Origin of the sequence: Myceligenerans salitolerans (assembly GCF_017349295.1) — a bacterium.
GTDB classification, from domain to species: domain Bacteria; phylum Actinomycetota; class Actinomycetes; order Actinomycetales; family Cellulomonadaceae; genus Myceligenerans; species Myceligenerans salitolerans.
The window spans coordinates 46,005-70,141 of the sequence record NZ_JAFMPK010000009.1 but is presented as its reverse complement, the minus strand read 5'-3'; the positions used below and the strand labels follow the sequence as shown (position 1 = coordinate 70,141).

The following is a 24,137-nucleotide window of genomic DNA, read 5'->3' as shown; positions in this document are numbered from 1 at the left end:
ATTTCGGACCCTCCACGTCCTCAGGTGTCCACACGACACCAGGCGCAAAGAGGCCCGGATCCGCGGAATTCCGCGGATCCGGGCCTCTCACCAGGCTCGCCGCCCTGAGGCGGCAGACACGAGATCAGAAGTTGATCATGTGCCCCGCCAGCCCATGGATGGACTCCTGCACCGACTCCGACAGCGTCGGGTGCGTGTGCACGTTCCGGGCCACCTCGTCCGCGGTGAGGTCCCACTTCTGCGCGAGCGTCAGTTCGGGCAGCAGCTCGGACACGTCCGGCCCGATGAGGTGCCCGCCGAGCAGTTCGTTGTACTTGGCGTCCGCCACCAGCTTCACGAAGCCGGTGGTGTCGCCGAGGCCGTGCGCCTTGCCGTTGGCCATGGTCGGGAAGGAGGCGACCTTCACGTCGTAGCCCTCGTCCTTGGCCTGCTGCTCGGTGAGCCCGAACGACGCGACCTGCGGCGAGCAGAACGTGGCCCGCGGCATCATGCGGTAGTCGCCGAGCGTCTGCGTCTCGGCGCCGGCGATGGTCTCGGAGGCGACGACGCCCTGCGCCTCGGCGACGTGCGCGAGCATGAGCTTCGCGGTGACGTCACCGATGGCGTAGATGTGCGGCACGTTGGTGCGCATGTGGTCGTCGATGTCGATGGCACCGCGGTCGGTGAGTGCGACGCCGGTGTTCTCGAGGCCGAAGCCCTCGACGTTCGGCGCGAAGCCGACGGCCATGAGCACCTTGTCGACGGTGAGCTCGCCGGGCTTGTCGTCCTTCACGCCCTTGTAGGTGACCTGGACGGAGGAGCCGTTGTCCTTGACGGTCTGCACGGCGGTGGAGGTGAGGACCTTCACGCCGAGCTTCTTGTACTGCTTGGCGATCTCCTTGGAGACGTCCGCGTCCTCGTTCGGCAGCGCCCGGTCGAGGTACTCGATGATCGTGACGTCCACGCCGTAGTTCTTCAGGACGTACCCGAACTCCATGCCGATGGCGCCGGCGCCGACGATGGCGATGGACTTCGGCAGTTCCCGGGTCATGATCTGCTTCTCGTAGGTCACGACGTTGTCGCTGAGCTCGACCCCGGGCAGCAGGCGGACCTTCGAGCCGGTCGCGATGATGACGTTGTCGAACGTGACGCGCTCGGTGCCGCCCTTGTTGAGCGTGACGTCGATGGTGTTCGCGTCCACGAACGAGCCCCGGCCGTCGTACTCGGTGATCTTGTTCTTCTTCATGAGGAAGTGGACGCCCTTGACGCGGCCGTCCGCGACCGTGCGCGAGCGGTCCCAGGCCTTGCCGAAGTCGAACGACACGTCGCCCGACATCCCGAACAGGTCCTTGTCGTGCGTGAAGATGTGGGCCAGCTCCGCGTTCCGCAGGAGGGCCTTGGAGGGGATGCAGCCCACGTTGAGGCAGACACCACCCCAGTACTTCTCCTCGATGATCGCAACGGACTTGCCGAGCTGCGCCGCACGGATCGCGGCGACGTAGCCGCCAGGGCCAGCTCCGAGGAGAACGACGTCGTAGTGGGAAGCCATGGCCCCCAGCCTATGGCCAGAGCGGCGATGCCGTGGCGTGACGTCCGTCATGAACCGCCATCATGGACGACGACGGCGGTCATGGCGGACCTGGTCAGGATATTCGCCCCGCCCCTGCGGTCGCCGAGGGCGACGAGCCTGCCTCGACCGGCCCGAGCACGACCGCAGGACGGGCGGATGGCAAGACCGCCAGCCTGCCGGGCCGGGAGCGGCGCTCGCCACGTCCGGCTCCGTCACGCCACGAGCAGCGTGATCACCGTGATCGCCGGTACCGAGCCGATCGTCGTCACGAAGATCGCGTCCCGCGCGAGCAGTTCGGCCCTTCCGAACCGGGTCGCGTGCACGAAGATGTTCTGCGCGCTCGGCAGCGCCGCCGTGACGGTGAGGGCCAGCAGGGCGACGTCGTCCACCCCGAGCAGCCGACCCGCGACGTACGCACCGAGCGGCTGCACGACGAGCTTGAGGAACGTGACGAACCCGAGCTCGACGGCCGGAACCCCGCGGCCGGGCAGCGGGCCGAGCCGCAGCGAGATGCCGTACGCGATGAGCACGCCCGGTACCGCGAGTCCGCCGATGAGCCCCACGGGCTCCATGACGAAGTCGGGCAGGCGCAGGCCGGTCAGCGAGGTCGCCAGCCCGAGCAGCGTCGCGACGGTGAGCGGGTTGGTGAACGGCAGCCGTGCCGCGCGCCAGAACGCCTCCGAGCGGGTGCGGCGCGTGCCCTCCCGCCCGGCGTCGAGCACCATGAGCGCGATCGGTTGCAGCACGCCGAGCTGCAGCAGCAGCATCGGCGCGATGAGGGCGGCGTCGCCGAGCACGTAGGCGGCGACCGGCAGGCCGAGGTTGCCCGCGTTGCAGTAGGCGGAGCACATGGCCCCGATCGCCGTCTCGTCGGCCCGGCGGCGCTGCACCAGCGTGGCGACGAGGACGTACGGGATCGCGGCGACCGCGACCCCGGCGGCCGTCGCGACGAGGTTCCGGGACAGGAACCCGGCGACGTCGGTCTCGGACATCACGACGAACAGCAGACAGGGGCTCGCCACGAAGAACGACAACCGGGTCAGGACCGTCTGGGCGTGCTCGTCCAGCAGCCTGACCGCGGCGATGCCGTAGCCGACCGCGATGACGGCGGCGATGGTGGTGAAGCCCAGGAGGACGTCGTGCACCTGGCAAGCGTATTCCGTCGCCCGGCGCAACCGCCGAGCCGTCTCAGGAGAGGCGAGTCAGATGGACGGCGGCCCCTGGCGAACCTTCTCCAGCAGGAACTCCGGCGTGACGGTCTGCGGGTCCCACCACGACTCGACCCACCAGGTGGCGCCCGCCTCCTGCATGGCGCGCGCCTGCTCCGCCGCCTGCCCCGGGTCCTCGGCGAGCTTGCCCTGCGCGACGACGTCGAACGGCCGCTGCGGCTGCCGCTCGGCCCAGGCGGGCTGAGCGCGCAGCCACCGCGTGAGCGCCGCGACGGAGTCGGGCCCCGGTTCTTCCGCGGTGCCACGGTTCTGGGTGACGACCCCGTCCCAGCGCAGGGTGCGGGCGAGGTTCTTGACCGGCGGCCGTGCGGGGTCCCAGACCCCGACGGGCCACACGGGGATCCGGCCGTTCACGGGCGGCTGCGGGAAGACCATCTCGCCCACCTGGGTGCGGCTGCCGGAGAACTCGAAGGGCTCGCCCTTCCATGACTCCTGGAGGTAGACCAGGACGTCGTCGAGCAGTTCCGCCCGTTCCTTGAGGCCGGTCGCCTGGCCGGGGACGGACGCAAAGCCGCCGTCGTCCAGGACGCCGACGCCCACGGGCAGGACGAGCCGTCCGCCGGACAGGTGGTCGACGGTGAGGGCCCGCTGCGCGAGTTCCCACGGCCGGTGCCGCGGCAGGGCGAAGACCATGGCCCCGAGCGTGATCCGCTCGGTGACGGCCGCCACCGCCGACAGCAGGGAGAACGGATCCCACGTGGGCCCGAAGGCTCCCATGCTGACCGCGTCCCACGTGAAGAAGCCGTCCCAGCCGTGCTCCTCGCACTCGCGCGCGAGTGCGAGGTGCTGCTCCGGTGTGCCGAAGCTTCCGATGAAACCGAACTTCATGCCGCAACCTCCGAGTGATCCGAGCCTGGCTGGTCTCGTGCGCCACGCTACGCCGGGACACCGACATCGACGCGAGGGTGCGGCGGCAGACGCGGACCGAGGAACGTGGCGCGCCGTGGACGCAGCACCCGCGGATACGGCGACGGGCACCGGCACGGCTAGGCTTGGACCCCGTGACCAGCCCCGAAGACACCACCCGCAGTGCCCGGCCCGTCGTGGAGATGTGGACCGACGGCGCCTGCAAGGGAAACCCCGGCATAGGCGGCTGGGGCGCGCTGCTGCGCTCGGGCACGCACGAGAAGGAGATCTTCGGCGGCGACCCTGCCACGACGAACAACCGCATGGAGCTGACCGCCGTCGTCGAGGCGCTGCGCGCGCTCAAGGGCCCGAGCGACGTCACGATCCACGTCGACTCGTCCTACGTGATGAACGGGATGAAGTCCTGGGTGGCCGGCTGGAAGCGCAACGGCTGGCGGACCGCGTCCAAGCAGCCGGTGAAGAACGTCGACCTGTGGCAGGCGCTCGACGCCGAGGTCGCCCGGCACGAGGTGCGCTGGGTGTGGGTCAAGGGCCACGCCGGCGACCCGGGCAACGAACGCGCCGACGCCCTCGCGAACAAGGGCGTCGACGCGGTCAGATAGATCGCCGGCTCAGCCGGTCCCGGGCCGCCGGAAGCGTAGCGACGGCGCCCGGCGGCTCCGGACTACACGGCCCGCGCCGGCTCCACCGTCTCCGTCGGCCAGTGCTTCGCGGGGAGCGTCTTGGGGCGCCAGCTCGCGCGGGCCTCCTCGAACGCGGCGATGTCGTCGGCGTGCTTGAGGGTGAGGCCGATGTCGTCCAGGCCCTCCATCAGGCGCCAGCGCGTGTAGTCGTCGATCTGGAAGGGCACGGTGACGTCGTCGGCCGTGGCGGTGCGCGCCTCCAGGTCCACGGTCACCTCGGTGCCCGGCCGGGTCTCCAGCACCTTCCAGAGGATCTCGATGTCCTCCTGCGCGACGACGCCCGCCAGCAGACCCTGCTTGCCGGAGTTCCCCCGGAAGATGTCCGCGAAACGCGAGGACAGCACCACGCGGAAGCCGTAGTCCTTCAGTGCCCAGACGGCGTGCTCACGTGAGGAGCCGGTGCCGAAGTCGGGCCCGGCCACGAGCACCGAGCCCGCGGAGTAGGCCTCCTGGTTGAGCACGAACGACGGGTCACCGCGCCAGGCGGCGAACAGCGCGTCCTCGAACCCGGTGCGGGTGACCCGCTTGAGGTACACGGCGGGGATGATCTGGTCGGTGTCGACGTTGCTGCGGCGCAGCGGCACGCCGACGCCCGTGTGGGTGGTGAACTTCTCCATGGCGGTCTCCAGGAATTCTCGGTTCGGCGCGTCAGCGCGCGCCGGCCGGCACGGGCATGGGCAGGTCGACGACGGTCTCGGTGATCGGCGGGGCGCCCACACCGTCCAGCGGCGAGCCGTCGAACGTGGTCAGGTCGACCTCGTCGGCCAGGCCCAGGTCCGCGACCGACGACAGTGTGCCGCGGATCGCGGTGGCTGCCGCGACGAGCGGCGAGACCAGGTGCGTGCGCCCGCCCTTGCCCTGCCGGCCCTCGAAGTTGCGGTTCGACGTCGACGCCGACCGCTCCCCCGGCGCGAGCTGGTCCGGGTTCATGCCCAGGCACATCGAACATCCGGCGTTGCGCCATTCCGCGCCGAAGTCCTTGAAGATCACGTCCAGGCCCTCGGCCTCGGCCTGCAGCCGGACGCGGGCGGACGCGGGGACGACGAGCACCCGCACGTCGTCGGCCTTCCTGCGGCCCTTGACCACCTTGGCGACGGACCGCAGGTCCTCGATGCGCCCGTTGGTGCACGAACCGATGAACACCGTGTCGACCTTGACGTCCCGCAGCGGCGTGCCCGGCTCCAGGCCCATGTACTCGAGCGACCGCTCGGCGGCGACCCGCTCGGACTCGTCGGCGATGTCGGCCGGGACCGGCACGGACGCCGAGATCGGCAGGCCCTGGCCGGGGTTGGTGCCCCACGTGACGAAGGGTTCGAGGTCGGCGGCCTCCAGGACCACCTCGGCGTCGAACTCGGCGTCGTCGTCGGACCTCAGCGTCTTCCAGTACTCGACGGCGGCGTCCCAGTCGGCGCCCTCGGGCGCGTGCGGGCGGCCCTTGAGGTACTCGAAGGTGGTCTCGTCCGGCGCGATCATGCCGGCGCGCGCGCCGGCCTCGATCGACATGTTGCAGATGGTCATCCGCGCTTCCATCGACAGCTTGCGGATCGCCTCGCCGCGGTACTCCAGGACGTAGCCCTGGCCGCCGCCGGTGCCGATCTTGGCGATCACCGCGAGGATGATGTCCTTGCTGGTGGTGCCGGGCGGCAGGGCGCCGTTGACCGTGATCGCCATCGTCTTGAACGGCTGCAGGGGCAGCGTCTGCGTGGCGAGCACGTGCTCCACCTCGGACGTGCCGATGCCGAACGCGAGGCCACCGAACGCGCCGTGCGTCGAGGTGTGCGAGTCGCCGCAGACGACCGTCAGCCCCGGCATGGTGAGCCCGAGCTGCGGTCCCACCTGGTGGACGATGCCCTGGTCCGCGTCGCCGAGGCTGTGCAGCCGGACGCCGAACTCCCGCGCGTTGGCGCGCAGCGTGTCGATCTGGGTGCGGCTGGTCTCGTCGGCGATCGGCCGGTCGATGTCCAGCGTCGGGGTGTTGTGGTCCTCGGTCGCGATGGTGAGGTCCGGACGGCGGACCGGTCGCCCGGCGAGCCGGAGCCCCTCGAACGCCTGCGGACTCGTCACCTCGTGGACGAGGTGCAGATCGATGTACAGCAGGTCGGGTTCGCCCCCGGTGCCACGTCGCACCAGGTGCGCCTCCCAGACCTTCTCCGCCAGCGTGCCGGCCATTGCGGGTCGCCTCCTCGTCGCTTCCAGTTTCGCCCTGCGTCAGTGCTCGATCTACGTCGCCGACTTGCCATCTCACGCCCTGAGACGGCAATATCGAGGTATGGACGATACTAGCGGAGTCGGCGTACTGGACAAGGCCGCGTCCGTCCTCGGGGCTCTCGAGGCCGGTCCGGCCACTCTGGCACAGCTCGTGAACTCGACGGGTCTGGCCCGTCCGACCGCGCACCGCCTGGCGGTCGCGCTCGAGCACCACCGCATGGTCGCACGCGACATGCAGGGCCGCTTCGTGCTCGGTCCGCGCCTGAACGAACTGGCCACGGCCGCCGGCGAGGACCGGCTGCTCGCGGCCGCGAACCCGGTGCTCATCGCCCTGCGCGACCACACCGGCGAGAGCGCCCAGCTCTACCGCCGGCAGGCGGACCAGAGGGTGTGCGTCGCGGCGGCCGAGCGCCCGGTGGGGCTGCGCGACTCGATCCCGGTCGGGGCCACGCTCACGATGCACGCCGGCTCGGCGGCGCAGATCCTGCTCGCCTGGGAGGAGCCGGACCGCCTGCACCGCGGCCTGCGGGAGGCGGTCTTCACGGCGACCATCCTCTCGGGTGTCCGACGGCGCGGCTGGGCGCAGTCCGTCTCGGAACGGGAGCTGGGCGTGGCGTCCGTCTCCGCCCCCGTGCGTGGTCCGTCGGGTCGCGTGGTGGCGGCGGTGAGCGTCTCCGGTCCGGTGGAGCGGCTGTCGCGGCAGCCGGGCCGGCTGCACTCGGCCGCCGTCGTCGCGGCGGCGAACAAGCTCACGGAGGTGCTGCACCGTTCGGGCGAGTGACCGCGGGGCGTCGCTCCGGCGAAGTCTTTACCAAACCTTCGCGCCACGCCGAGGTCGGTGACCCTGCAGGCTGGACCCGGAAAGTACGCTTTGACTCGACGTGTGCTACCAGGCCGCACGCGCGTCGTCGTCGTGAGGAACACAGATGTCGCCCAAACTCAGGCTCGTCCTCATCTGGCTGGCGGTGATCGCCATCGTGTCGATGATCATCAGCGACCCCAACGGGTCGGCGGATTTCGTGCTCTCGATCTGGGACATGATCTGGAGCGCCGTCCTGGCGATCGCCACGTTCTTCCAGGAACTGTTCACCGGGATCCTGGCCGGGTGACCCCTGAGTGACCGAGACCGACGACTTCCTCCGCCGCCACAGGAGGCTGCGCAAGTACATCCTGGGCGGTGAGGAGATCGTCTTCGCCACACATCGGCACTGGGTCCGCCTGTGGGAGCCGGTACTCACGAGCGTGGGCTCGTTCGTGGTGCTCGTGCTGGTGTTCCTGGCCGCGAGCAACGAGATGCGCGAGATCCTGGTCTGGCTGTTCTGGGCGTGGGCGCTGGTGGTGGCGCGCCTGGGGTGGAGGTACCTGGAGTGGCGGCATGAATGGCTGCTGATGACGAACCTGCGGCTCATGACGGTGCAGGGTCTCGTGGTGCAGTCGGTGGCGACGATGCCGCGCGACAAGGTGACGGACCTGGGCTACAAGCAGGACTTCATGGGTCAGCTCCTCGGCTACGGCACGTTCCACTTCGAGTCCGCGGGCCAGGACCAGGCGCTGAGCACGGAGGACTACATTCCCAGCTCGGACGCCCTGTACCGCACCCTCATGACGAGCCTGTTCCACCCCGACGCGGCCCCGGAGCCGGCCAAGCTGCCCCCGTCGATCCCCCCGCGGCAACGGGAGGAACCCGAGGACACCGCCACCCCGGACGAGGACCCGACCACGCCGCCCCGCTCCACCCCGCGGACCCAGCAGATCAAGATCCGCCCGTCCCACCCCGACCACTAACAACCTCACCCCGCCCGCCCCTCTGCCCGGCCCGGCCCTGCCCGGCCCTTGCCCCCACCCCGCCCGGCCCCCGCCACCGGCCCTCCGCACGACCAGCCATCTCCCTCACCCCCCGGCACGACCACGCCATCACGCGGGTGTGGTCCCACCCCCCAAAATGGTGTGCTCGCCACAACCCACAGAGAACCCGAACCCACCGGAACAACTCACGAAACCCCGTTCCGGACAGCCCACACCCCGAGCCAAGGCACCACGGCGGGGCAAGGGGCGAAGCCCCAAAACGGGGTCCGGGGGCGTGCCCCCGGGGCGGGGCGGGGGGGGCTCCGCCCCCACAGAACACAAAAAGACGGAGCCCGTTCGGCCCCGCCGAACACACTCCGCCCGTCCGTCTCGTACCCCCAGCGGGATTTGAACCCGCGTTACCGCCGTGAGAGGGCGGCGTCCTAGGCCGCTAGACGATGGGGGCCAGGAACTGCTGCAGCATCGGCCGGAGCCGATGGTTCTGCGTACCCCCAGCGGGATTTGAACCCGCGTTACCGCCGTGAGAGGGCGGCGTCCTAGGCCGCTAGACGATGGGGGCCTGAGACTACTGCTGTACTGCGCTGGGGTACCAGGACTCGAACCTAGACTAAGTGGACCAGAACCACTCGTGCTGCCAATTACACCATACCCCAAGGGGGTGTCTGCTCCTCCGCCGGGAGGGCGTCACCGAGGGAAAACACTACCCGACAGTCGCCGACCTGCCAAAGTGGATCGAGGTGCGGTGCATCACGCCGTCACGGGCGAGTGGTCACGCCCGCCGGACAGCGCTGCGGGCAACTCGTCCAGGCCGCTGATGACGGCGATGCCGGACGCTCGCATCGCGTCGTGATCCTCGGTCTCACCGAGCCGCTTGCGCACCCCGCGCCGGGCCAGCCACACGCCGAGCAGGCCGGCGTCCCGCGCGGCCGCCGCGTCCACGACCGGTTCGTCGCCCACGTATGCGGTCCGCCCCGGGTCGGTGCCCAGCAGCCGCGCGCCCTCGGTGAAGACGCGCGGGTCCGGCTTCCCGAACCCGAGCGTGTCCACGCCCACCAGCACGGGCAGCCCGGACAGCCCGACGGCGGCCAGCTTGCGCTCCTGCAGTTCCACGGACGCGTTCGTCACGACCCCGAGGCGCAGCCCGGCGTCACGGGCCGCGGCAAGCGCCGGCGCGGCGTCGGCGAACGGTGTCCAGGACTCCTCGAACGTGCCCCAGAACAGTTCGTCCCACTCGTCGAAGAGCTTCTCGGTGACGGGCTCCCCGCCGAAGGTCTCGTGCAGCAGCGTGGCCCGGTGGCGGCGTTGCGTGCGGTGGTCGGTCTCGCCCCGCGTGTACCGGCGGTACCAGCCGCCCGGGTCCGAGCGCCAGTGGTGCAGCATCTCGTCCAGGTGCTCCGCGCTCGTGGCCGGCAGGTACCGCCCCCGTACCGCGTCCAGGGCGTGTGCGAACGCCCTGCGGGTGTCGACGAGCGTGTCGTCGACGTCGAACAGGACACCGTCCACCAGCCACTCCTTGGTCGTCATGCGAACTTGGCGCTTCCCCTTCGTCGTGCCCGCCGGCTCAGGCCGCCGTCAGCCGCTGCGCACGCCGCCAGCGGGCGAAGGCGAGCAGCGCGGCGCCGGAGACGGCCGTACCGGTCATGCTGAGCACGCCGGACAGTGCGCTCACCTCCGTGATGAGCATGGTCTCGGCCATGGTGCCGGTCGCGATCGCGGCGCCGAAGGCGAACAGGTTGTTCACCACGTGCAACGCGATGGCGCACTCCAGTCCGCCCGTGCGCCAGACGAGCACGCTCGCCACCACGCCGAAGAAGAACCGGTCCGCGAACAGCCACGGGTTCTGCAGTCCGTGGGCGAGCGCGAACAGCGTCGCCGAGACCAGCATGGGCAGGACGACGGCGAGCCACGCGGGCCGGCACCACGCCCCGATCACCTGCTGGAGCCAGCCCCGGAAGAAGTACTCCTCGCCGGTGGCCTGCAGGGGCGTGGTGAGCAGGATCACGAGCGCGACCAGCGGCCAGCCCGCGGCAGGGTCGATCGTGAGCTGTTCGCCCGACGACGTGGGCGCGAACCACTCCAGCACGAATCCGAGCGGCACGAGCACGAGGACGGACACCCCGGCCGCCCCGAGCAGCAGCCCCCAGCGCAGGCGCCCGGTCACCGAGGACACCAGGCCGGGCCGTCCGGTGGCGACGAGCGCCGCCAGCAGCGCGATCGGGATCGGGATGGCGAGCGAGATGTTCGTCGCGAGCAGCCCGAGCGGTGTGGCGAGCCAGTCGGTGTCCAGGGCGGCCTCCTCGAACCGGGTGAGGAACTCCCCCGGATCGTGGGCGAGGATCGCTCCGAGCTGCGCGAAGGCGGACCAGAGGAAGAACACCCCGGCTCCGGCGACCATCACGCCGATCGTGAGCAGCGGCCGCCACCAGCGGTACCCGGGGCCGCGCCATGCCTGCGGGTAGGGCCGGAGCTCCGTCATGCGGCGAGCCGTTCGATCGCGGCGTCCACCCGGGCCAGGGTGCGCTCGCGCCCCAGCACCTCGAGGGACTCGAACAACGGCAGCCCGATCCGGCGGCCGGTGACCGCCACGCGCAGCGGCGCCTGGGCCTTGCCGAGCTTCAGACCGTGCTTCTCGCCGACGGTCGTCACCGTCTCCTTGAGGGTCTCCGCCTGCCAGGCCGCGTCCGCGAGCGCCGCCCGCATGTCGGCCAGCAGGCCGGCCGCGTCACCCTTCATGGCCTTGTTCCAGGAGTCCTCGTCGATGGCGGGCTCGTCGAGGAACAGGAAGTCGACGTTGTCGGTGATCTCGGCGAGCAGGGCGACGCGGGTCTGGGCGAGGGGTGCGACGGCGTCGAACGCCTGCTGGTCGAACTGCTCGGGGGTCCAGGGGGCGTGCGGGGCGGTGAGCCACGGGGCGCAGGCGTCCTTGAACTCGCCCGGCGGGAGTGCGCGGATGTACTCGCCGTTGAAGGCGGTGAGTTTCTTCAGGTCGAAGAACGCGGAGGAGGAGTTGACGTCCTCGATGCGGAACCGGCGCACGAGTTCGTCGAACGGGAGGATCTCCTCGTCGTTGCCGGGGGCCCAGCCGAGCAGCATGAGGTAGTTGACCATGGCGGCGGGGAGCACGCCGTCGGCGAGGTAGTCCTCGAGGGCGACCTTGTCGCGGCGCTTGGACAGCTTCTGCCGCTTCTCGTTGACGATGACGGGCAGGTGCGCCCAGACGGGCGGGGTGGCGCCGAGCGCCTCCCACAGGAGCTGCTGCTTGGGGGTGTTGGGCAGGTGCTCCTCGCCGCGGATGACGTGCGTGATGTGCTCGTCCAGGTCGTCGACGACGTTCGCGAGGAGGAACACGGGTGAGCCGTCGCCGCGGGCGATGACGAAGTCCTCGAGGGTGTCGTTCGCGAAGACGGGGTTGCCGCGGATGAGGTCGACGACGTGCGTCTCGCCGTCGTCGGGCGTGCGGAAGCGCAGGGCACGGCCGGCGGCGTGGTCGAGGCCGCGGTCGCGGCAGTGGCCGTCGTAGCCGGTCTGCTGGTTGCCGGTGCGGGCGAGGACGTCCTCACGGGTGCAGTCGCAGTAGTAGGCCTTGCCGTCGGCGTGCAGCCGCGCGGCGGCCTCGCGCTGGATGCCGGCGTTGGCGGACTGGTAGTAGGGCCCCTCGAAGGCGGGGTCGTCGGACGTGATGCCGAGCGACGCCATCGCGGACAGGATGCCGTCCACCCATTCGGGCTTGTTGCGGGAGGCGTCGGTGTCCTCGATGCGCAGCACGAAGATGCCGCCCTGTTGCTTGGCCACGGCCCAGTTGAACAGGGCGGAGCGGGCGCCGCCGACGTGGAACATGCCGGTGGGCGAGGGGGCGAATCGGACGCGTACGGGGGTCGAGGAGTTCACGCGGACCAGCGTAGTCGGCGTGGCCGACACCGCCGGTCCGCGTGTCCTCAGTCGCGGCGCAGGACCGGGTTCGCGAGGACGCCGAGTCCTTCGACCTCGCACTCGACGCGGTCGCCGTGGTCCACGAGCCCGACGCCGGCGGGCGTACCGGTCAGGATGACGTCGCCGGGCAGCAGGGTCATGGCCTGCGAGATGTAGGAGACGAGGAACGGTACGTCGAACACCAGGTCGCGGGTGCGGCCGTCCTGCTTGGTCTCGCCGTTCACGCGGGACATGACGCCGACGTCCTCGGGGTCGAGGTCGGTGTCGATCCAGGGCCCGAGCGGGCAGGACCCGTCGAAGCCCTTGGCGCGGGCCCACTGGCCGTCGGTGCGCTGGGCGTCGCGGGCGGTGACGTCGTTGGCGACGGTGTAGCCGAGGACGTAGGACGGCGCCGCCTCCTCGGTCACGTCCTTGCACAGCTTGCCGATCACGACGGCGAGCTCGGCCTCGTAGCTGATCTCGTCGGAGAAGTCGGGCAGCACGATCGGGTCGTCGGGCCCGATCACGGAGGTGTTCGGCTTGAGGAAGAGCAGCGGGCTGGCCGGCACCTCGCCACCCATCTCGGCGGCGTGGGCCGCGTAGTTCTTGCCGACGGCCACGATCTTGGACCGGGGGATCACCGGCGCGAGCAGCCGGACGCCGTCGCCCAGCTCGACGCGCTCGCCCGTGGGCATGGCCGGCATGTACAGCGGGTCGCCGCCGAGCACGGCGAGGAAGGTCCTGTCCCCCTCGGTCTGCACGAGGCCGAACCTGGGGTCGTCTCCGGTGGTGAATCTCGCGATGCGCACGCGACCAATCTACGTGTCCGGCGGCGGAGGTGGTGGTGGCCGGAGCCGGCGGGGTCCGGCTCGCGGGCTACGTCGCGTCCCACAGCAGCCGGTAGTAGGCGATGCGGTCGGGGTCGGGGTCGATGCCGTACGCCTCGTACACCAGGTGCTCGTGACCGGGTCCGTAGTTCCACACGGTGCTGAGCGCGGCGATCGACAGGTCGGCCCACGGGTCGGCGACGCCGAGCCGCCCGAGGTCGACGTGGGCGGCCCAGGTGCCGTCGTCGTGCAGGAGGGTGTTGGGGGCGCAGGCGTCACCGTGGCACACGACGGGGCCGACGACGTCGGGCGCGTCGGCCAGCCGCGCGAGCATGTCCGGGCCGGCCTTCGCGGGGACGACGCGCGCGACGCGCTCCTCGACCGACCAGGTCCAGGGGCAGTCGGCGACGGGCAGGGCGTCGTGCAGCGCCCGCAGGGCGAGGCCGATCGCGCGGACGGCGGTCTCCGGTGCCGCGAGCCATCGCGGGTCGACGGCGCTGCGCGCGCCGATCGCCTCGGTCACGAGCCATTCGCCGTCGTCGTCGCGTCCGTGCTCCAGGACGCGAGGTACGGGGGTCCGGGCCGCCGCCCAGCGGAGCCGTTCCGCCTCCTCGGACACGGTCGCGACGCCCGGCCCGATGTCGCGGGGATGCCACTTGACGTAGCGCAGGCGTCCGGCGGGCCGGTCGCCGGGCTTCTCGTCGGCCGGTGACCGGCCCGCCGGACGCCCGCCACCGGACGGCGGACCGAGCCGGAAGGTGAGACCGCCCAGCTCGTTGGCCCAGACCGGGACGACACGTTCGCCCCTCGCGAGACGGCGCACGACATCGGGCACGACGACGGGTTCGGCCGGGACGGACACGGAGGAAGGATACGAGCCCTGGGGCGGGCGGTGTCGCCGCCTATCGCCACAGCCGGGTGCGGTGCCGTTCGACGACGTCCCACAGGCGGCGGTAGTACTCGATGCGGTCCGGGTCGGGCGCGATCCCGTAGGCGGCGAAGAACTCGGTGACGAGCTGCGGGTCCTGGAACCGCCGGGCGACCGACCGTGACGCGACGGCGAGGTCGCTCCAGCGGTCGGCGACGCCGAGCTCGCCGAGGTCGACGTGCGCGGCGAACGTCCCGTCGTCGTGCAGGAGGGTGTTGGGGACGCACGCGTCGCCGTGGCAGACCACGAGCCGGTCGACGGCCGGGGGCCGTCCGACGGCGGCCCGCGCCTCGGCGGGAAGGGCGGCGGTCCGGGCGGCGGGTGTCCAGGTGAACGGGCAGTCGGCCACGGGTGCGGTGTCGTGCAGCAGGCGCAGGCCCTCGCCGATCGCGTGCGCCGCGGCTCGCGGCCGCCCCCGCCAGCGCGGCTCGATGGCGGACGTGCCCCGCAGTTCCTCGGTGAGCAGCCACGCGCCGTCGTCGCCCCGTCCGACGTCGATCACCTTCGGGACGACGGCGAACCGGCGGGCCCAGGACAGCCGGCCGGCCTCGGCGAAGGGGTCGGGGCAGGGTGCGCCGGCGGGCACCCACTTGAGGTAGCGGGCGGGCCGGGATCCTGTGTCCGGGCCGGGCAGCAGCGGCGCGCCCTCCAGGCGGAACGTGAGTCCGCCCAGGTCGTTGCGCCAGACGGGGGTGACGCTCCCCCAGCCCACGTACCAGCCGGCGAGCGCGTGCACCGCGTCCGGGATCTCGACAGGGGCGGGGTGGACACCCCGCACGACCATGGTCGGCACGCGATCATGCTGCCATGGAACGGGTGAAAAATGGATTCCAGTTCTCCAGCGTGGCGGGTAGGCACCGACCACCGGCGGGCGACGAAGGTCCCCGCCATGGCGTGCGACGCCCGGCCCCGGCGCCGAACGGCGCCGTCGACGCCGGCCGGTGCCGGCGTCGACGGGCTGGAACCGGTGTCGGTCAGCAGGGACCGAGGTCCTCCCAGACGCCCCACTGGCCGGAGTCGCTGGGCACCTCACCCTGGGTCCACCACTTGGCGCGGTAGTGGTTGCCCTGGTAGGAGACCTGGGCGCCGCCCAGGTAGGCCACACCGGCGGACCACGGCTCGGCGGAGCACTCACCGGGGTCGGGGTCCGGCGGGTCGGTCGGGTCGCCGCCGCCACCGCCGACGTTCACGTCGATGCAGGCGTAGAACGCCATCGCGGTGTCGTGGACGTTCCATCGCGCGAGGATCTTGTGGTTGCCCGACGGCAGGCCGGACAGCGTGTGGTGCACGGTCGAGGGCGGCTGGGCACCGCCGTCGTCGAACGTGCGGAACAGCTGTCCGTCCACGAAGTACTCCCACGTGGAGGTCCGGTGGTTGGCCGTGATCGTCCACGTGAACGTGTGCGTGCTGCCGATGCTGGTGCGCGGCCACGCGAGCGAGTCGTTGTCGAGGTTGGTGAAGCGCGAGCCGCCGGAGCACTGCATCGAGCCCTTGGGGGCCTCGACGCTCTGGGGCTCGTACTGGATGCCCTGGCAGTCGTGGCTCACCGTGCCGCTGGCGCAGTGGTCCTGCCGGCTGGGCGGGTCGGAGACCCAGCCGTGGGCCTGGGCGGACGGGGTCATGGAGACGGGAGCGGCGACGAGCGCCGTGACGGCCAGCGCGAGCACGGCCAGGACGGCCAGCGCCAGGCGGCCCGGCGTGAGCCGGGTGCGGGGAAGTGCTGGGGAGAGTGCGGTGCCTTTCATGTCGGATCACCTCGGTCAGTGGATGCGCGGGGAAGGCCTCCGCGTCGCGTTCGGTCCACTTGACCGTAGGAATACGCCACTCGCCTGACAATTGGGGCAACCACGTAGCCGGGGAACCCCGTATCCCCCGGCGCCGGCCGCCGGGCCGTCCGTCAGGCCCGGGCCAGCACCTCACCGTGCAGCACGGCGAACCAGCCGTCGTCGGCGGCCGCCCACTCCTGCCAGCCCTGCGCGAGCTGTTCCAGGCCGACCTCGTCCGCGAGCGCCGACTCCTTCGCCTGCACGGCGAAGTTCGACTCGGTGCACCGTTGCGCCCACAGCTCGCCCCACCAGCGCCGGTCCTCCGGGGTGGCGTAGCACCACGAGCTGGCGGTGGGCACGATCCCGGACGGGTCGAAGCCTGCCTCCCGGACCCAGGAGAGCAGGTGCCGGCCGGCGTCGGGCTCGAAGCCGTAGGCGTGCGTGACCTCGTGGTAGAGGGTGTTCCACTCGGTCAGCTCGGCGGACGCCGGGTACCAGGCCATGGCGGCGTAGTCGGCGTCGCGGACGGCGACGAGGCCGCCGGGCCGTGCGACGCGTCTCATCTCGCGCAGCGCCACGACCGGTTCCGACAGGTGCTGCAGGAGCTGGTGGGCGTACACGACGTCGAACGTGTCGTCCTCGAACGGCAGCTCGTAGGCGTTCGCGTGCTCGAACCGCACGTCGGCGGAGGGGTGCTGCGCGGCCAGCTCGCGGGCCGAGGCGAGCACGTCGGCGGCGGCGTCGACGCCGACCACCTGGCCGCCGTCGAGCTTCTCCGCCAGGTCGACGGTCACGGTGCCGGGGCCGCACCCGACGTCCAGCACGCGCATGCCGGCGCCGAGACGGGGCAGCAGGAACGCGGCGGAGTTCGCGGCGGTGCGGGCGCGATGCGATCGCAGCACGGATTCGTGGTGGCCGTGCGTGTACGACTCCGACTCCTTCGTCAGGTCGCTGCGGTGGTGACCGGGGGCATCGATCGCGTCGACGGGATCGGTCCCTGCGGGCACGTCGTGTGGGGGCACCGCAGGTTCGGTACTGGGTCTCATGTTTTCACGCTACCGAGGTGAGGCGGGCGTCACACAGGGGTTCTCACTGGTCGGGACAAGCCTCGGGGAGACCTGGGAGGATGCCGTCATGCCCACGTCGTCAGCGAGACCGCCCGCCCCGGGACCGGGCACGGCGCAGGCGCCGCACGAGGGCCGGGTGCCCGGGGTCGACATCGCCCGGGGTCTGGCCGTGCTCGGCATGTTCACGGCGCACGTCGGCGTGACGTCGGCGGACCTCGCCACGCTGGAGGGCTGGCTGGGCTTCTCGCACGGTCGTTCCTCCATCCTGTTCGCCACCGTGGCGGGCGTGTCGCTGGGGCTGGCCACGGGACGTCAGGAGCCGCCGTCCGGTGCGGGGCTCGCCGCCGCCCGGGTGGCGATCCTGGCGCGGGCGGTCGCGCTGCTGGGCCTGGTCGCGGTGCTCGACCTGCTGGGCACGCGCGTCGCGCTCATCCTCGGCTTCTACGCGGCGTACTTCGTGCTGGCGTTGCCCTTCCTGCGGCTGCGGCCCGCGCAGCTCGCGTCGTGCGCGGTGGTGATCGGCGTGGCGGGGCCCCCGATCGCGTACTACGGGCCCGAGGCCCTGGCCCGGCTGGGACTGCGGCTGCCGCGTGACGGGTCGGGCGCCTTCACGGACTTCCTGCTCACCGGCCACTACCCGGCGGTCGTGTGGATGGCCTTCGTGCTCGCGGGCCTGGCGGTGGGTCGCAGTGACCTGCGCCGCGCCGGGCTGCGGCTCGGCCTGGTCGGCGGGGGGTTCGGTGTGGCGTTCGTCTGCGCCCTCGTCTCGGCCGGCATGACGGCGGCGGGCGGCGGGCGGGCGGCCGTCGAGGCGAACCTTCAGGGGACGACCACCGCCTGGGCCGGGCCGGGCACGCTCGGCCTCGGCGATCCCTGGCCGACACCGCACTACCTCTGGCTCGACGGGCCCCATGACGACACGATGCTGGAGGTGTTCGGGTCCGGCGGGTTCGCTCTCGGGCTGATCGGGCTGTGCCTGTTCGCGGGCGGTGCCGGTGCGCGCGTGCTGGCACCGCTGGCCGCCGTGGGCTCGATGGCGCTGACGGTCTACTCGGCGCAGATCGTCGCGATCTGGGCGGTGACCGAGAGTGGCTTCGATCTGCTCGACCCGCCGACGAACGGCCCGCTGGGCTGGATGGTGCTGATCACCCTGGCGGCGGCGACGCTGTGGCGGGCCTTGTTCGGCCAGGGCCCGCTGGAGCGGGTGTTCGCCGCCTGGGTCCGGTGGGTGACCGGACGCGTGGGGCCGGGCCGGGCGACGCCGCCCACCGGTGCGACGCCGCCGTCGCCCGTCAGAGGCGTACCTCGCCCACGACGGTCGTGATCGTCTCGCCCGCGACCCACACCTCGCCGTCGTCGCCCTTCGTGACGCGGACGCGGCCCTCGCGGCCGAGCACGGTGCCCTGCGCCGCCACGTACGACGACGGCAGGACGTCCCCGGCGAGCCACTGGCCCAGGCCCGCGTTGAGACTCCCGGTCACCGGGTCCTCGGCCGCACCGAGCGACGGCACGAACGCCCTCACCTCGACGTCCGCGCCGAGGCGGCGGCGGTCGGCGGGCGAGTGCGGGCCGATGACGCCGATGGTGAGCTCCCCGAACCGTGCGGCGTCGACCCGCAGGGCGAGCACGGCCTCGGCGTCCCGCAGTTGCGCGGCCACCCAGCCGGGACCGTTGTCGACCCAGGCGGCGCGGGCGATGTCGGTCACGTGGATCCCCAGCGCACCGGCGATACGGGCCCGGTCCTCCTCGGTGACGGGGCCCGAGCGCAGGAGCGGCGGGGCGGCGAACGCCAGGGCGGCCGACCCGGTGCGCGACGGTTCGGCGCCGGCCACGGACACCTCCCTACGCACCGTCACCAGGCCGACCCCGCACTCCTGGACCACGTCGTCGCCGGCGGGCACGCCACCGGCCTCGAGCCACGCGTGGGCCGTGCCGAGCGTCGGGTGTCCCGCGAACGGGAGCTCGTGCGTCGGCGTGAAGATCCGCACGCGGTAGTCGGCGGCGGGATCCGTGGGCGGGAGAAGGAACGTGGTCTCGGACAGGTTCGTCCATCGCGCGAAGGCGGCCAGCTGCTCGTCCGTGAGGGCGCCCGCGTCGTGGACGACGGCGACGGGATTGCCGCCCGTGGGCGCCGCGGAGAAGACATTGACCTGCCGGAAGGGAAGAACCATGCGGGTCAGCCTAGGGTGCGGCGGATGCGGCCCTAGAGTTGGTGGGTGACCTCGACCCTCGGTGAGCGTACCGGCCTGCTCCCGTCCGCCACGTGGCGGGCGGCGGCCGCCGCGCACCGCGCACGTGCCGACGCGCTGACGGCGGTCCGCCGCGAGGCGCGGGCCGCCGGACGGAAGCACGCGATCGAGGACTTCCTGTTCACCTACTACCCCACCCGGATCTCCCACCTGCGTCGCTGGCATCCCGGGGCCGGGGTGGTCCTGGCCGGTGCCGCCGCGGGCCGCTGGTACACGCGGGTGCTCGGCGGCGTCACCCTCGACGTGGAGGCCTTCCTCGCCGAGCGTGGCGACACCGTGCGGTACGTGCGCACGCTGGTCGCCGCCACCGCGTCGCGCCCGGGAACCTTCGGCTGCTTCGGGCTGCACGAATGGGCGATGGTCTACCGCGACAAGGAGGCGGGGCGCGACCATCGGCACCCGCTGCCCCTGCGGCTGGGCCACACGGGGACGGACGCGGTCGTGGAGTCGCACCCGGTGCGTTGCTCGCACTTCGACGCCTACCGGTTCTTCACCCCCGAGGCCCGCGACCGCAACGCCCTGCGCCCCACCCGCGCCACACAGCCCGCGCTGGAGCAGCCGGGCTGCCTCCACGCGAACATGGACCTGTACAAGTGGTGCCTCAAGCTCGGCCCGGCCGTGCCGGGAGAGCTGCTGCTGGACACGTTCGAGCTGGCCCGCGACATCCGGTACACGGACATGGCGGCCTCCCCCTACGACGTGTCCGCGTACGGCGTCGAACCGGTCGCGATCGAGACGCCCGAGGGCAAGGCGGAGTACGTCCGCCGCCAGCGCGGCTTCGCCGACCGGTCCGCCGCGCTCCGCGACCGCCTGCTCACGGCCTGCGACGCGCTGCGGCCCTGAGCCCGCCCCGCACGGGCGCCGGTCGCGCCCCTCAGCAGGGCTGAGACAATGACCGCACCATGACGACCACGACGCCTCGCCCCGCCGGAACCCTGCTCCCCCACATCCCCGCTCCGACCGGCAAGGCCCCGGACCCGGACGTGCTGTTCGAGAACTTCGGGACGTGGGCGTCCGACGGCGGCCGTCCGCTCTACCCGCACCAGGAGGAGGCGCTGCTGGAGCTCATGACGGGCTCGCACGTCATCCTCGCGACACCCACCGGGTCGGGGAAGTCCATGGTCGCGATGGGCGCGCAGTTCGCGGCGCTGGCGGCGAACCGGTCCGGCCGCGGCGGGCGCACCTACTACACGGCACCGCTGAAGGCTCTGGTCAGCGAGAAGTTCTTCGATCTCGTGGCGGCGTTCGGCTCGAAGAACGTCGGCATGATGACGGGCGACTCCGCGGTCAACCCGGACGCCCCGATCATCTGCTGCACGGCGGAGATCCTGGCGAACCTCGCCCTGCGGCAGGCACGCAACGACGGCGGCCCGCTCACCGGGGACGACGCGATCGCCCAGGTCGTCATGGACGAGTTCCACTACTACGGCGACCCGCAGCGCGGCTGGGCGTGGCAGGTGCCGCTGCTGGAGCTGCCGGACACGCAGTTCCTGCTCATGTCGGCCACGCTGGGCGACACCACGCGGCTGCGCGAGGACCTGGAGGCCCGCACGGGCCGCGAGGTCGCCGAGGTGACGGGTGCCGAACGTCCCGTCCCGCTGGAGTTCGCCTACGTCGTCGAGCCGCTCACGGACACGATCCAGGAACTCGTCGAGACGCACCGCGCCCCGGTGTACGTCGTCCACTTCACGCAGAAGGACGCCGTCGACCGCGCCCAGGCGCTGCTCTCGACCAAGCTGGCCTCGAAGGACGAGAAGGAGGCCGTCACCGCGGAGATCGGCGCGTTCCGGTTCGGCACGGGCTTCGGCAAGACGCTGAGCAAGTTCCTGCGCGCGGGCATCGGCGTGCACCACGCGGGCATGCTGCCCAAGTACCGCCGCCTGGTGGAGCGCCTCACCCAGAAGGGCCTGCTCAAGGTGGTGTGCGGGACCGACACCCTCGGCGTCGGCATCAACGTGCCCATCCGCACGGTCCTGCTGACCAGCCTGGTGAAGTTCGACGGCGAGCGGATGCGCCACCTCACGGCGCGCGAGTTCCACCAGATCGCCGGGCGCGCCGGGCGCGCGGGCTTCGACACGCTCGGCGAGGTGCTCGTCATGGCGCCCGAGCACGTCATCGAGAACCGCAAGGCACTGCTCAAGGCCGGGGACGACCCGAAGAAAAAGAAGAAGATCGTCCGCAAGAAGGCTCCGTCCGGCGCCGTGAACTGGACCGACTCCACGTTCGAACGCCTGCGTGACGCCGACCCGGAGCCGCTGAGCAGCAACTTCACCGTCTCCCACGCGATGGTGCTGAACGTGCTGGCACGTCCCGACGGTGACCCGGTCGCCGCGATGCGGCACCTGCTCACCGCCAACCACGACACCGACGCCCTCAAGGCCAAGCACGTCCGGCAGGCCTTCCGCATCTACCGCAGCCTGCGCCAGTCGGGCGTCGTCGAACGGGTTCGCGTCCCGGACCCCACGCGCCCCGAGGGCTACCGCCCCAGCGCACGGCTCGTGGTGGACCTCCCCCGTGACTTCGCGCTCAACCAGACGCTCTCCCCGTTCGCGCTCGCGGCCATGGACCTGCTCGACGTCGACAGCCCCACCCACGCGCTCGACGTCGTCTCCGTCATCGAGGCCACGCTCGACGACCCGCGGCAGGTCCTGTTCGGCCAGCAGAAGACGGCGCGCGGCGAGGCGGTCGCGGCGATGAAGGCCGAGGGCATCGAGTACGACGAGCGCATGGAGCTGCTGGAGGAGGTCACCTGGCCCAAGCCGCTGCGGGACCTGCTGGAGCCGGCCTTCGCCACGTACAAGCAGACGAACCCGTGGGTGGCGGACGCGGAGCTGTCGTGCAAGTCGGTGGTGCGCGACATGCTCGAGAAGGCGATGACGTTCGGGGAGCTGGTCAGCGCCTACGGGCTGGAACGCACCGAGGGCGTGGTGCTGCGGTACCTCGCGGACGCGTTCCGCGCCGTGCGTCAGGTGGTACCGGAGGAGCACCGCACGGAGGACGTCCACGAGGTCATCGAGTGGCTGGGCGAACTGGTGCGGAACGTCGACTCGTCGCTGCTCGACGAGTGGGAGCGCCTCCAGAACCCGGTGGACGACGACGCCGACCTGGTCGTGGAGGGAGAGCTCGCGGACGCGGGGGCGGAGGCTCCCGCGCGACCGGTCACCGGCAACCCCCGTGCGTTCCGCCGGCTCGTGCGCAACGCGATGTTCCGGCGCGTCGAGCTCGCCGCACGCGAGGCGTACGAGGCGCTCGGCTCCCTGGACGGGGCACTCGGCATGGACGCCGACGCCTGGGCCGACGCCCTCGACCCCCTGTTCGAGGAGCAGGGCGACGACGCGATCGGCATCGGCCCGGAGGCGCGCGCGGCGAGCCTGGTCACGGTCCTGGAGCCGGGGGCGGAACTGCCGGACGGCAGCCGGGTGCCGGAGGGCACGTGGTGGGTCCGTCAGGTGCTGGACGACGCGGACGGGAACCGCGACTGGGCGATCACCGCGGGCGTCGACCTCGCGGCGAGCGACGAGGCGGGGCAGGTCATGCTCCGGGCGCTGCGGGTAGGCCCGATCTGACGGCCGGCCGCCGTACCCCGCCGACGGCCGCGCGTCATATTTTGCCCACCATTTGCTCTTTAATGAGTGCTTCTTAGACTCTACTATTGCCTACTGAGTCAGTAACGGTGCTGCCTCATCCGACAACAGGAGTCTGGTCAATGCACACCTCGCCTCGCGTCAGATCGTCCCGTGTCAGATCCACCGGTTCCGGACCGACCCACCCCCGCTCGGTCCGCGCCCGTTTCCGCGCCGCCCTGACCGGGCCGGCCGTCGCGCTCGCCGCCGCAGCCCTCGTCGCCACCTCCGTCGCCACCGCGCCGCCCGCGGCCGCCGACGGGCCCGGTGTCGGAGAACCCTGGGTCGTCACGCTCGGCGACTCGTACATCTCCGGGGAGGCCGGCCGCTGGGCGGGCAGCTCCAACGCCGACCACCGCCGCGCCGACGCACTGGGCCCCCACGCCTACCACGACAACGCCGACGGCACCGGCGAGACCATCGCGGGGTGCCACCGGGCGTCCTCGGCCGAGGCGTACTTCGGCGCCGGCACCCAGGGGCTCAACCTCGCGTGCAGCGGCGCACGGACCGCGACCTTCACCGGGTCCGGGTTCAAGCCGGGCATCGACTTCTTCGACGGATCCGCGGGCCAGGGGCAGGCCCTCGCCCTGCAGGAGGCCGCCGCGACGCGCAACGTCCGGATGGTCGTCGTCTCGATCGGCGGCAACGACTTCGACTTCGCGGGCATCGTCCAGCAGTGCGTGGTCAACTTCCTCACCTCTCCCACGTGGTGGAAGAACTACTGCCACGACGACGACTCGGTCGAGGAGAACTTCACCGCCGCCAACGTCGCCGCCGTGAGGGCCGACGTCGCCCAGTCGCTCGGCAACGTGGCCACGGCGATGCGGAACGCGGGCTACACCGACGACCAGTGGACGCTCGTCGTGCAGACCTACCCGTCCCCGCTGCCGAACGGCTCCGGGATCCGGTACTCCCAGTCGGGGTACAGCCGGCAGTTCACCGGAGGCTGCGGCATCTGGAACGCCGACGCGAACTGGGCGAACTCCACGGCTCTGCCCGTCATCAACGGGGCGCTGCTGGGTGCGGCGGCCGACGTCGGCCTGCCGAACGTCCGCACCCTGGACATGACGCACGCCTTCGACGGACAGCGCTTGTGCGAGGAGGGTGTGGGCCTCTACGAGGAGGTCGGCCTGGCGAACTGGCAGTCGCCGGGAGCGGTGGACCGGACGGAGTGGATCAACCAGATCCGCACCGTGTCGACGATCGGCGACTCGCCCTACGAGATCCAGGAGTCCCTCCACCCGAACTACTGGGGGCAGCTCGCCCAGCGCAACTGCCTCCGCCAGGTGTGGAACGGCGGGAACCCGGTCAGCGGAAGCTGCGTGGTCGGCGGGCTCGGCGCGGCGACCCTCACGGCGACGGGTGAGCCCCGGATGACCCTGGGCCCGCTCGACCAGGAGGTCATGTCACTCGCCGACGAGTGACC

Annotated in this window: 22 protein-coding genes and 3 tRNA genes; 8 read left to right on the top strand and 17 right to left on the bottom strand. The window is 71.8% G+C overall.

What is annotated here, in order from left to right:
• Positions 1-124: 124 nt before the first annotated feature.
• The 3 genes from lpdA to J0911_RS00710 all read right to left on the bottom strand — a co-directional run bounded on the left by lpdA (position 125) and on the right by J0911_RS00710 (position 3,606).
• A complete protein-coding gene (lpdA, locus tag J0911_RS00720; RefSeq protein WP_207273478.1) occupies positions 125-1,528 on the bottom strand; it encodes a dihydrolipoyl dehydrogenase in 1,404 nt (467 codons plus the stop codon).
• A 233-nt stretch (positions 1,529-1,761) separates the two neighbouring features.
• Positions 1,762-2,694 (bottom strand): AEC family transporter, encoded by a 933-nt coding sequence (locus J0911_RS00715; RefSeq protein WP_207273477.1) that lies wholly within the window; start codon positions 2,692-2,694, stop codon positions 1,762-1,764.
• 57 nt (positions 2,695-2,751) lie between these two features.
• Complete coding sequence (locus J0911_RS00710; RefSeq protein ID WP_207273476.1) at positions 2,752-3,606, bottom strand: LLM class flavin-dependent oxidoreductase; 855 nt, start codon at positions 3,604-3,606, stop codon at positions 2,752-2,754.
• Between the two features lie 221 nt (positions 3,607-3,827).
• On the opposite strand from J0911_RS00710, the gene rnhA reads away from it, so the two are divergent.
• On the top strand, positions 3,828-4,247 hold the full coding sequence (gene rnhA, locus J0911_RS00705; RefSeq protein WP_207273601.1) for a ribonuclease HI: 420 nt from the start codon (positions 3,828-3,830) through the stop codon (positions 4,245-4,247).
• A gap of 62 nt (positions 4,248-4,309) precedes the next feature.
• On the opposite strand, the gene leuD is transcribed toward rnhA, so the two are convergent.
• Entirely contained in the window at positions 4,310-4,945 is a 636-nt protein-coding gene (gene leuD, locus J0911_RS00700; protein ID WP_207273475.1) for a 3-isopropylmalate dehydratase small subunit, read from the bottom strand.
• Between the two features lie 31 nt (positions 4,946-4,976).
• Positions 4,977-6,497 carry a 3-isopropylmalate dehydratase large subunit gene (gene leuC / locus J0911_RS00695; protein WP_207273474.1) on the bottom strand — a complete coding sequence of 507 codons (1,521 nt, stop codon included), beginning with the start codon at positions 6,495-6,497 and terminating at the stop codon, positions 4,977-4,979.
• A 100-nt stretch (positions 6,498-6,597) separates the two neighbouring features.
• Here leuC and J0911_RS00690 point away from each other — a divergent pair, with 100 nt between their 5' ends.
• The 3 genes from J0911_RS00690 (at position 6,598) to J0911_RS20075 (ending at position 8,321) form a co-directional block, all read left to right on the top strand.
• A complete protein-coding gene (locus J0911_RS00690; protein ID WP_123813501.1) occupies positions 6,598-7,317 on the top strand; it encodes an IclR family transcriptional regulator in 720 nt (239 codons plus the stop codon).
• A 145-nt stretch (positions 7,318-7,462) separates the two neighbouring features.
• A complete protein-coding gene (locus J0911_RS00685; RefSeq protein ID WP_207273473.1) occupies positions 7,463-7,645 on the top strand; it encodes a hypothetical protein in 183 nt (60 codons plus the stop codon).
• Positions 7,646-7,652: 7 nt separating this feature from the next.
• The gene (locus J0911_RS20075) at positions 7,653-8,321 is read left to right on the top strand and encodes a PH domain-containing protein (protein WP_207273472.1); all 669 of its coding nucleotides are present in this window, start codon (positions 7,653-7,655) and stop codon (positions 8,319-8,321) included.
• Between the two features lie 393 nt (positions 8,322-8,714).
• Here J0911_RS20075 and J0911_RS00675 read toward each other — a convergent pair.
• The 11 genes from J0911_RS00675 to J0911_RS00625 form a co-directional block, all read right to left on the bottom strand.
• Positions 8,715-8,787 (bottom strand) — tRNA-Glu (locus J0911_RS00675).
• A gap of 41 nt (positions 8,788-8,828) precedes the next feature.
• A tRNA-Glu gene (locus tag J0911_RS00670) sits at positions 8,829-8,901 on the bottom strand.
• 22 nt (positions 8,902-8,923) lie between these two features.
• A tRNA-Gln gene (locus J0911_RS00665) sits at positions 8,924-8,995 on the bottom strand.
• Positions 8,996-9,089: 94 nt separating this feature from the next.
• On the bottom strand, positions 9,090-9,866 hold the full coding sequence (locus J0911_RS00660; protein WP_207273471.1) for an HAD family hydrolase: 777 nt from the start codon (positions 9,864-9,866) through the stop codon (positions 9,090-9,092).
• A gap of 37 nt (positions 9,867-9,903) precedes the next feature.
• The gene (locus J0911_RS00655; RefSeq protein WP_207273470.1) at positions 9,904-10,818 is read right to left on the bottom strand and encodes a CPBP family intramembrane glutamic endopeptidase; all 915 of its coding nucleotides are present in this window, start codon (positions 10,816-10,818) and stop codon (positions 9,904-9,906) included.
• Positions 10,815-12,230 carry a glutamate--tRNA ligase gene (gene gltX, locus J0911_RS00650; RefSeq protein WP_307864846.1) on the bottom strand — a complete coding sequence of 472 codons (1,416 nt, stop codon included), beginning with the start codon at positions 12,228-12,230 and terminating at the stop codon, positions 10,815-10,817. The genes J0911_RS00655 and gltX overlap by 4 nt, the downstream gene beginning before the upstream one ends.
• A gap of 47 nt (positions 12,231-12,277) precedes the next feature.
• Entirely contained in the window at positions 12,278-13,060 is a 783-nt protein-coding gene (locus tag J0911_RS00645) for a fumarylacetoacetate hydrolase family protein (protein ID WP_207273469.1), read from the bottom strand.
• A gap of 67 nt (positions 13,061-13,127) precedes the next feature.
• Entirely contained in the window at positions 13,128-13,940 is an 813-nt protein-coding gene (locus J0911_RS00640; RefSeq protein WP_207273468.1) for an aminoglycoside 3'-phosphotransferase, read from the bottom strand.
• A 40-nt stretch (positions 13,941-13,980) separates the two neighbouring features.
• Entirely contained in the window at positions 13,981-14,790 is an 810-nt protein-coding gene (locus J0911_RS00635; RefSeq protein ID WP_207273599.1) for an aminoglycoside 3'-phosphotransferase, read from the bottom strand.
• 190 nt (positions 14,791-14,980) lie between these two features.
• A complete protein-coding gene (locus J0911_RS00630; protein ID WP_207273467.1) occupies positions 14,981-15,751 on the bottom strand; it encodes a lytic polysaccharide monooxygenase in 771 nt (256 codons plus the stop codon).
• 152 nt (positions 15,752-15,903) lie between these two features.
• Positions 15,904-16,818 carry a class I SAM-dependent methyltransferase gene (locus J0911_RS00625; RefSeq protein ID WP_207273466.1) on the bottom strand — a complete coding sequence of 305 codons (915 nt, stop codon included), beginning with the start codon at positions 16,816-16,818 and terminating at the stop codon, positions 15,904-15,906.
• 88 nt (positions 16,819-16,906) lie between these two features.
• Between J0911_RS00625 and J0911_RS00620 the strand changes: the two genes are divergently transcribed.
• Complete coding sequence (locus J0911_RS00620) at positions 16,907-18,163, top strand: heparan-alpha-glucosaminide N-acetyltransferase domain-containing protein (protein ID WP_207273465.1); 1,257 nt, start codon at positions 16,907-16,909, stop codon at positions 18,161-18,163.
• Here the strand turns inward: J0911_RS00620 and J0911_RS00615 are convergent.
• A complete protein-coding gene (locus tag J0911_RS00615; protein ID WP_207273464.1) occupies positions 18,132-19,010 on the bottom strand; it encodes a PhzF family phenazine biosynthesis protein in 879 nt (292 codons plus the stop codon). The genes J0911_RS00620 and J0911_RS00615 overlap by 32 nt on opposite strands.
• A gap of 45 nt (positions 19,011-19,055) precedes the next feature.
• Here J0911_RS00615 and J0911_RS00610 point away from each other — a divergent pair, with 45 nt between their 5' ends.
• From J0911_RS00610 to J0911_RS00600, 3 genes are all read left to right on the top strand, one after another.
• Entirely contained in the window at positions 19,056-19,931 is an 876-nt protein-coding gene (locus tag J0911_RS00610) for a 3-methyladenine DNA glycosylase (RefSeq protein WP_207273463.1), read from the top strand.
• A 59-nt stretch (positions 19,932-19,990) separates the two neighbouring features.
• Positions 19,991-22,654, top strand: a complete 2,664-nt coding sequence (locus J0911_RS00605; RefSeq protein ID WP_207273462.1) for a DEAD/DEAH box helicase — start codon at positions 19,991-19,993, stop codon at positions 22,652-22,654.
• 140 nt (positions 22,655-22,794) lie between these two features.
• The gene (locus J0911_RS00600; protein WP_207273461.1) at positions 22,795-24,135 is read left to right on the top strand and encodes an SGNH/GDSL hydrolase family protein; all 1,341 of its coding nucleotides are present in this window, start codon (positions 22,795-22,797) and stop codon (positions 24,133-24,135) included.
• Positions 24,136-24,137: the final 2 nt, after the last annotated feature.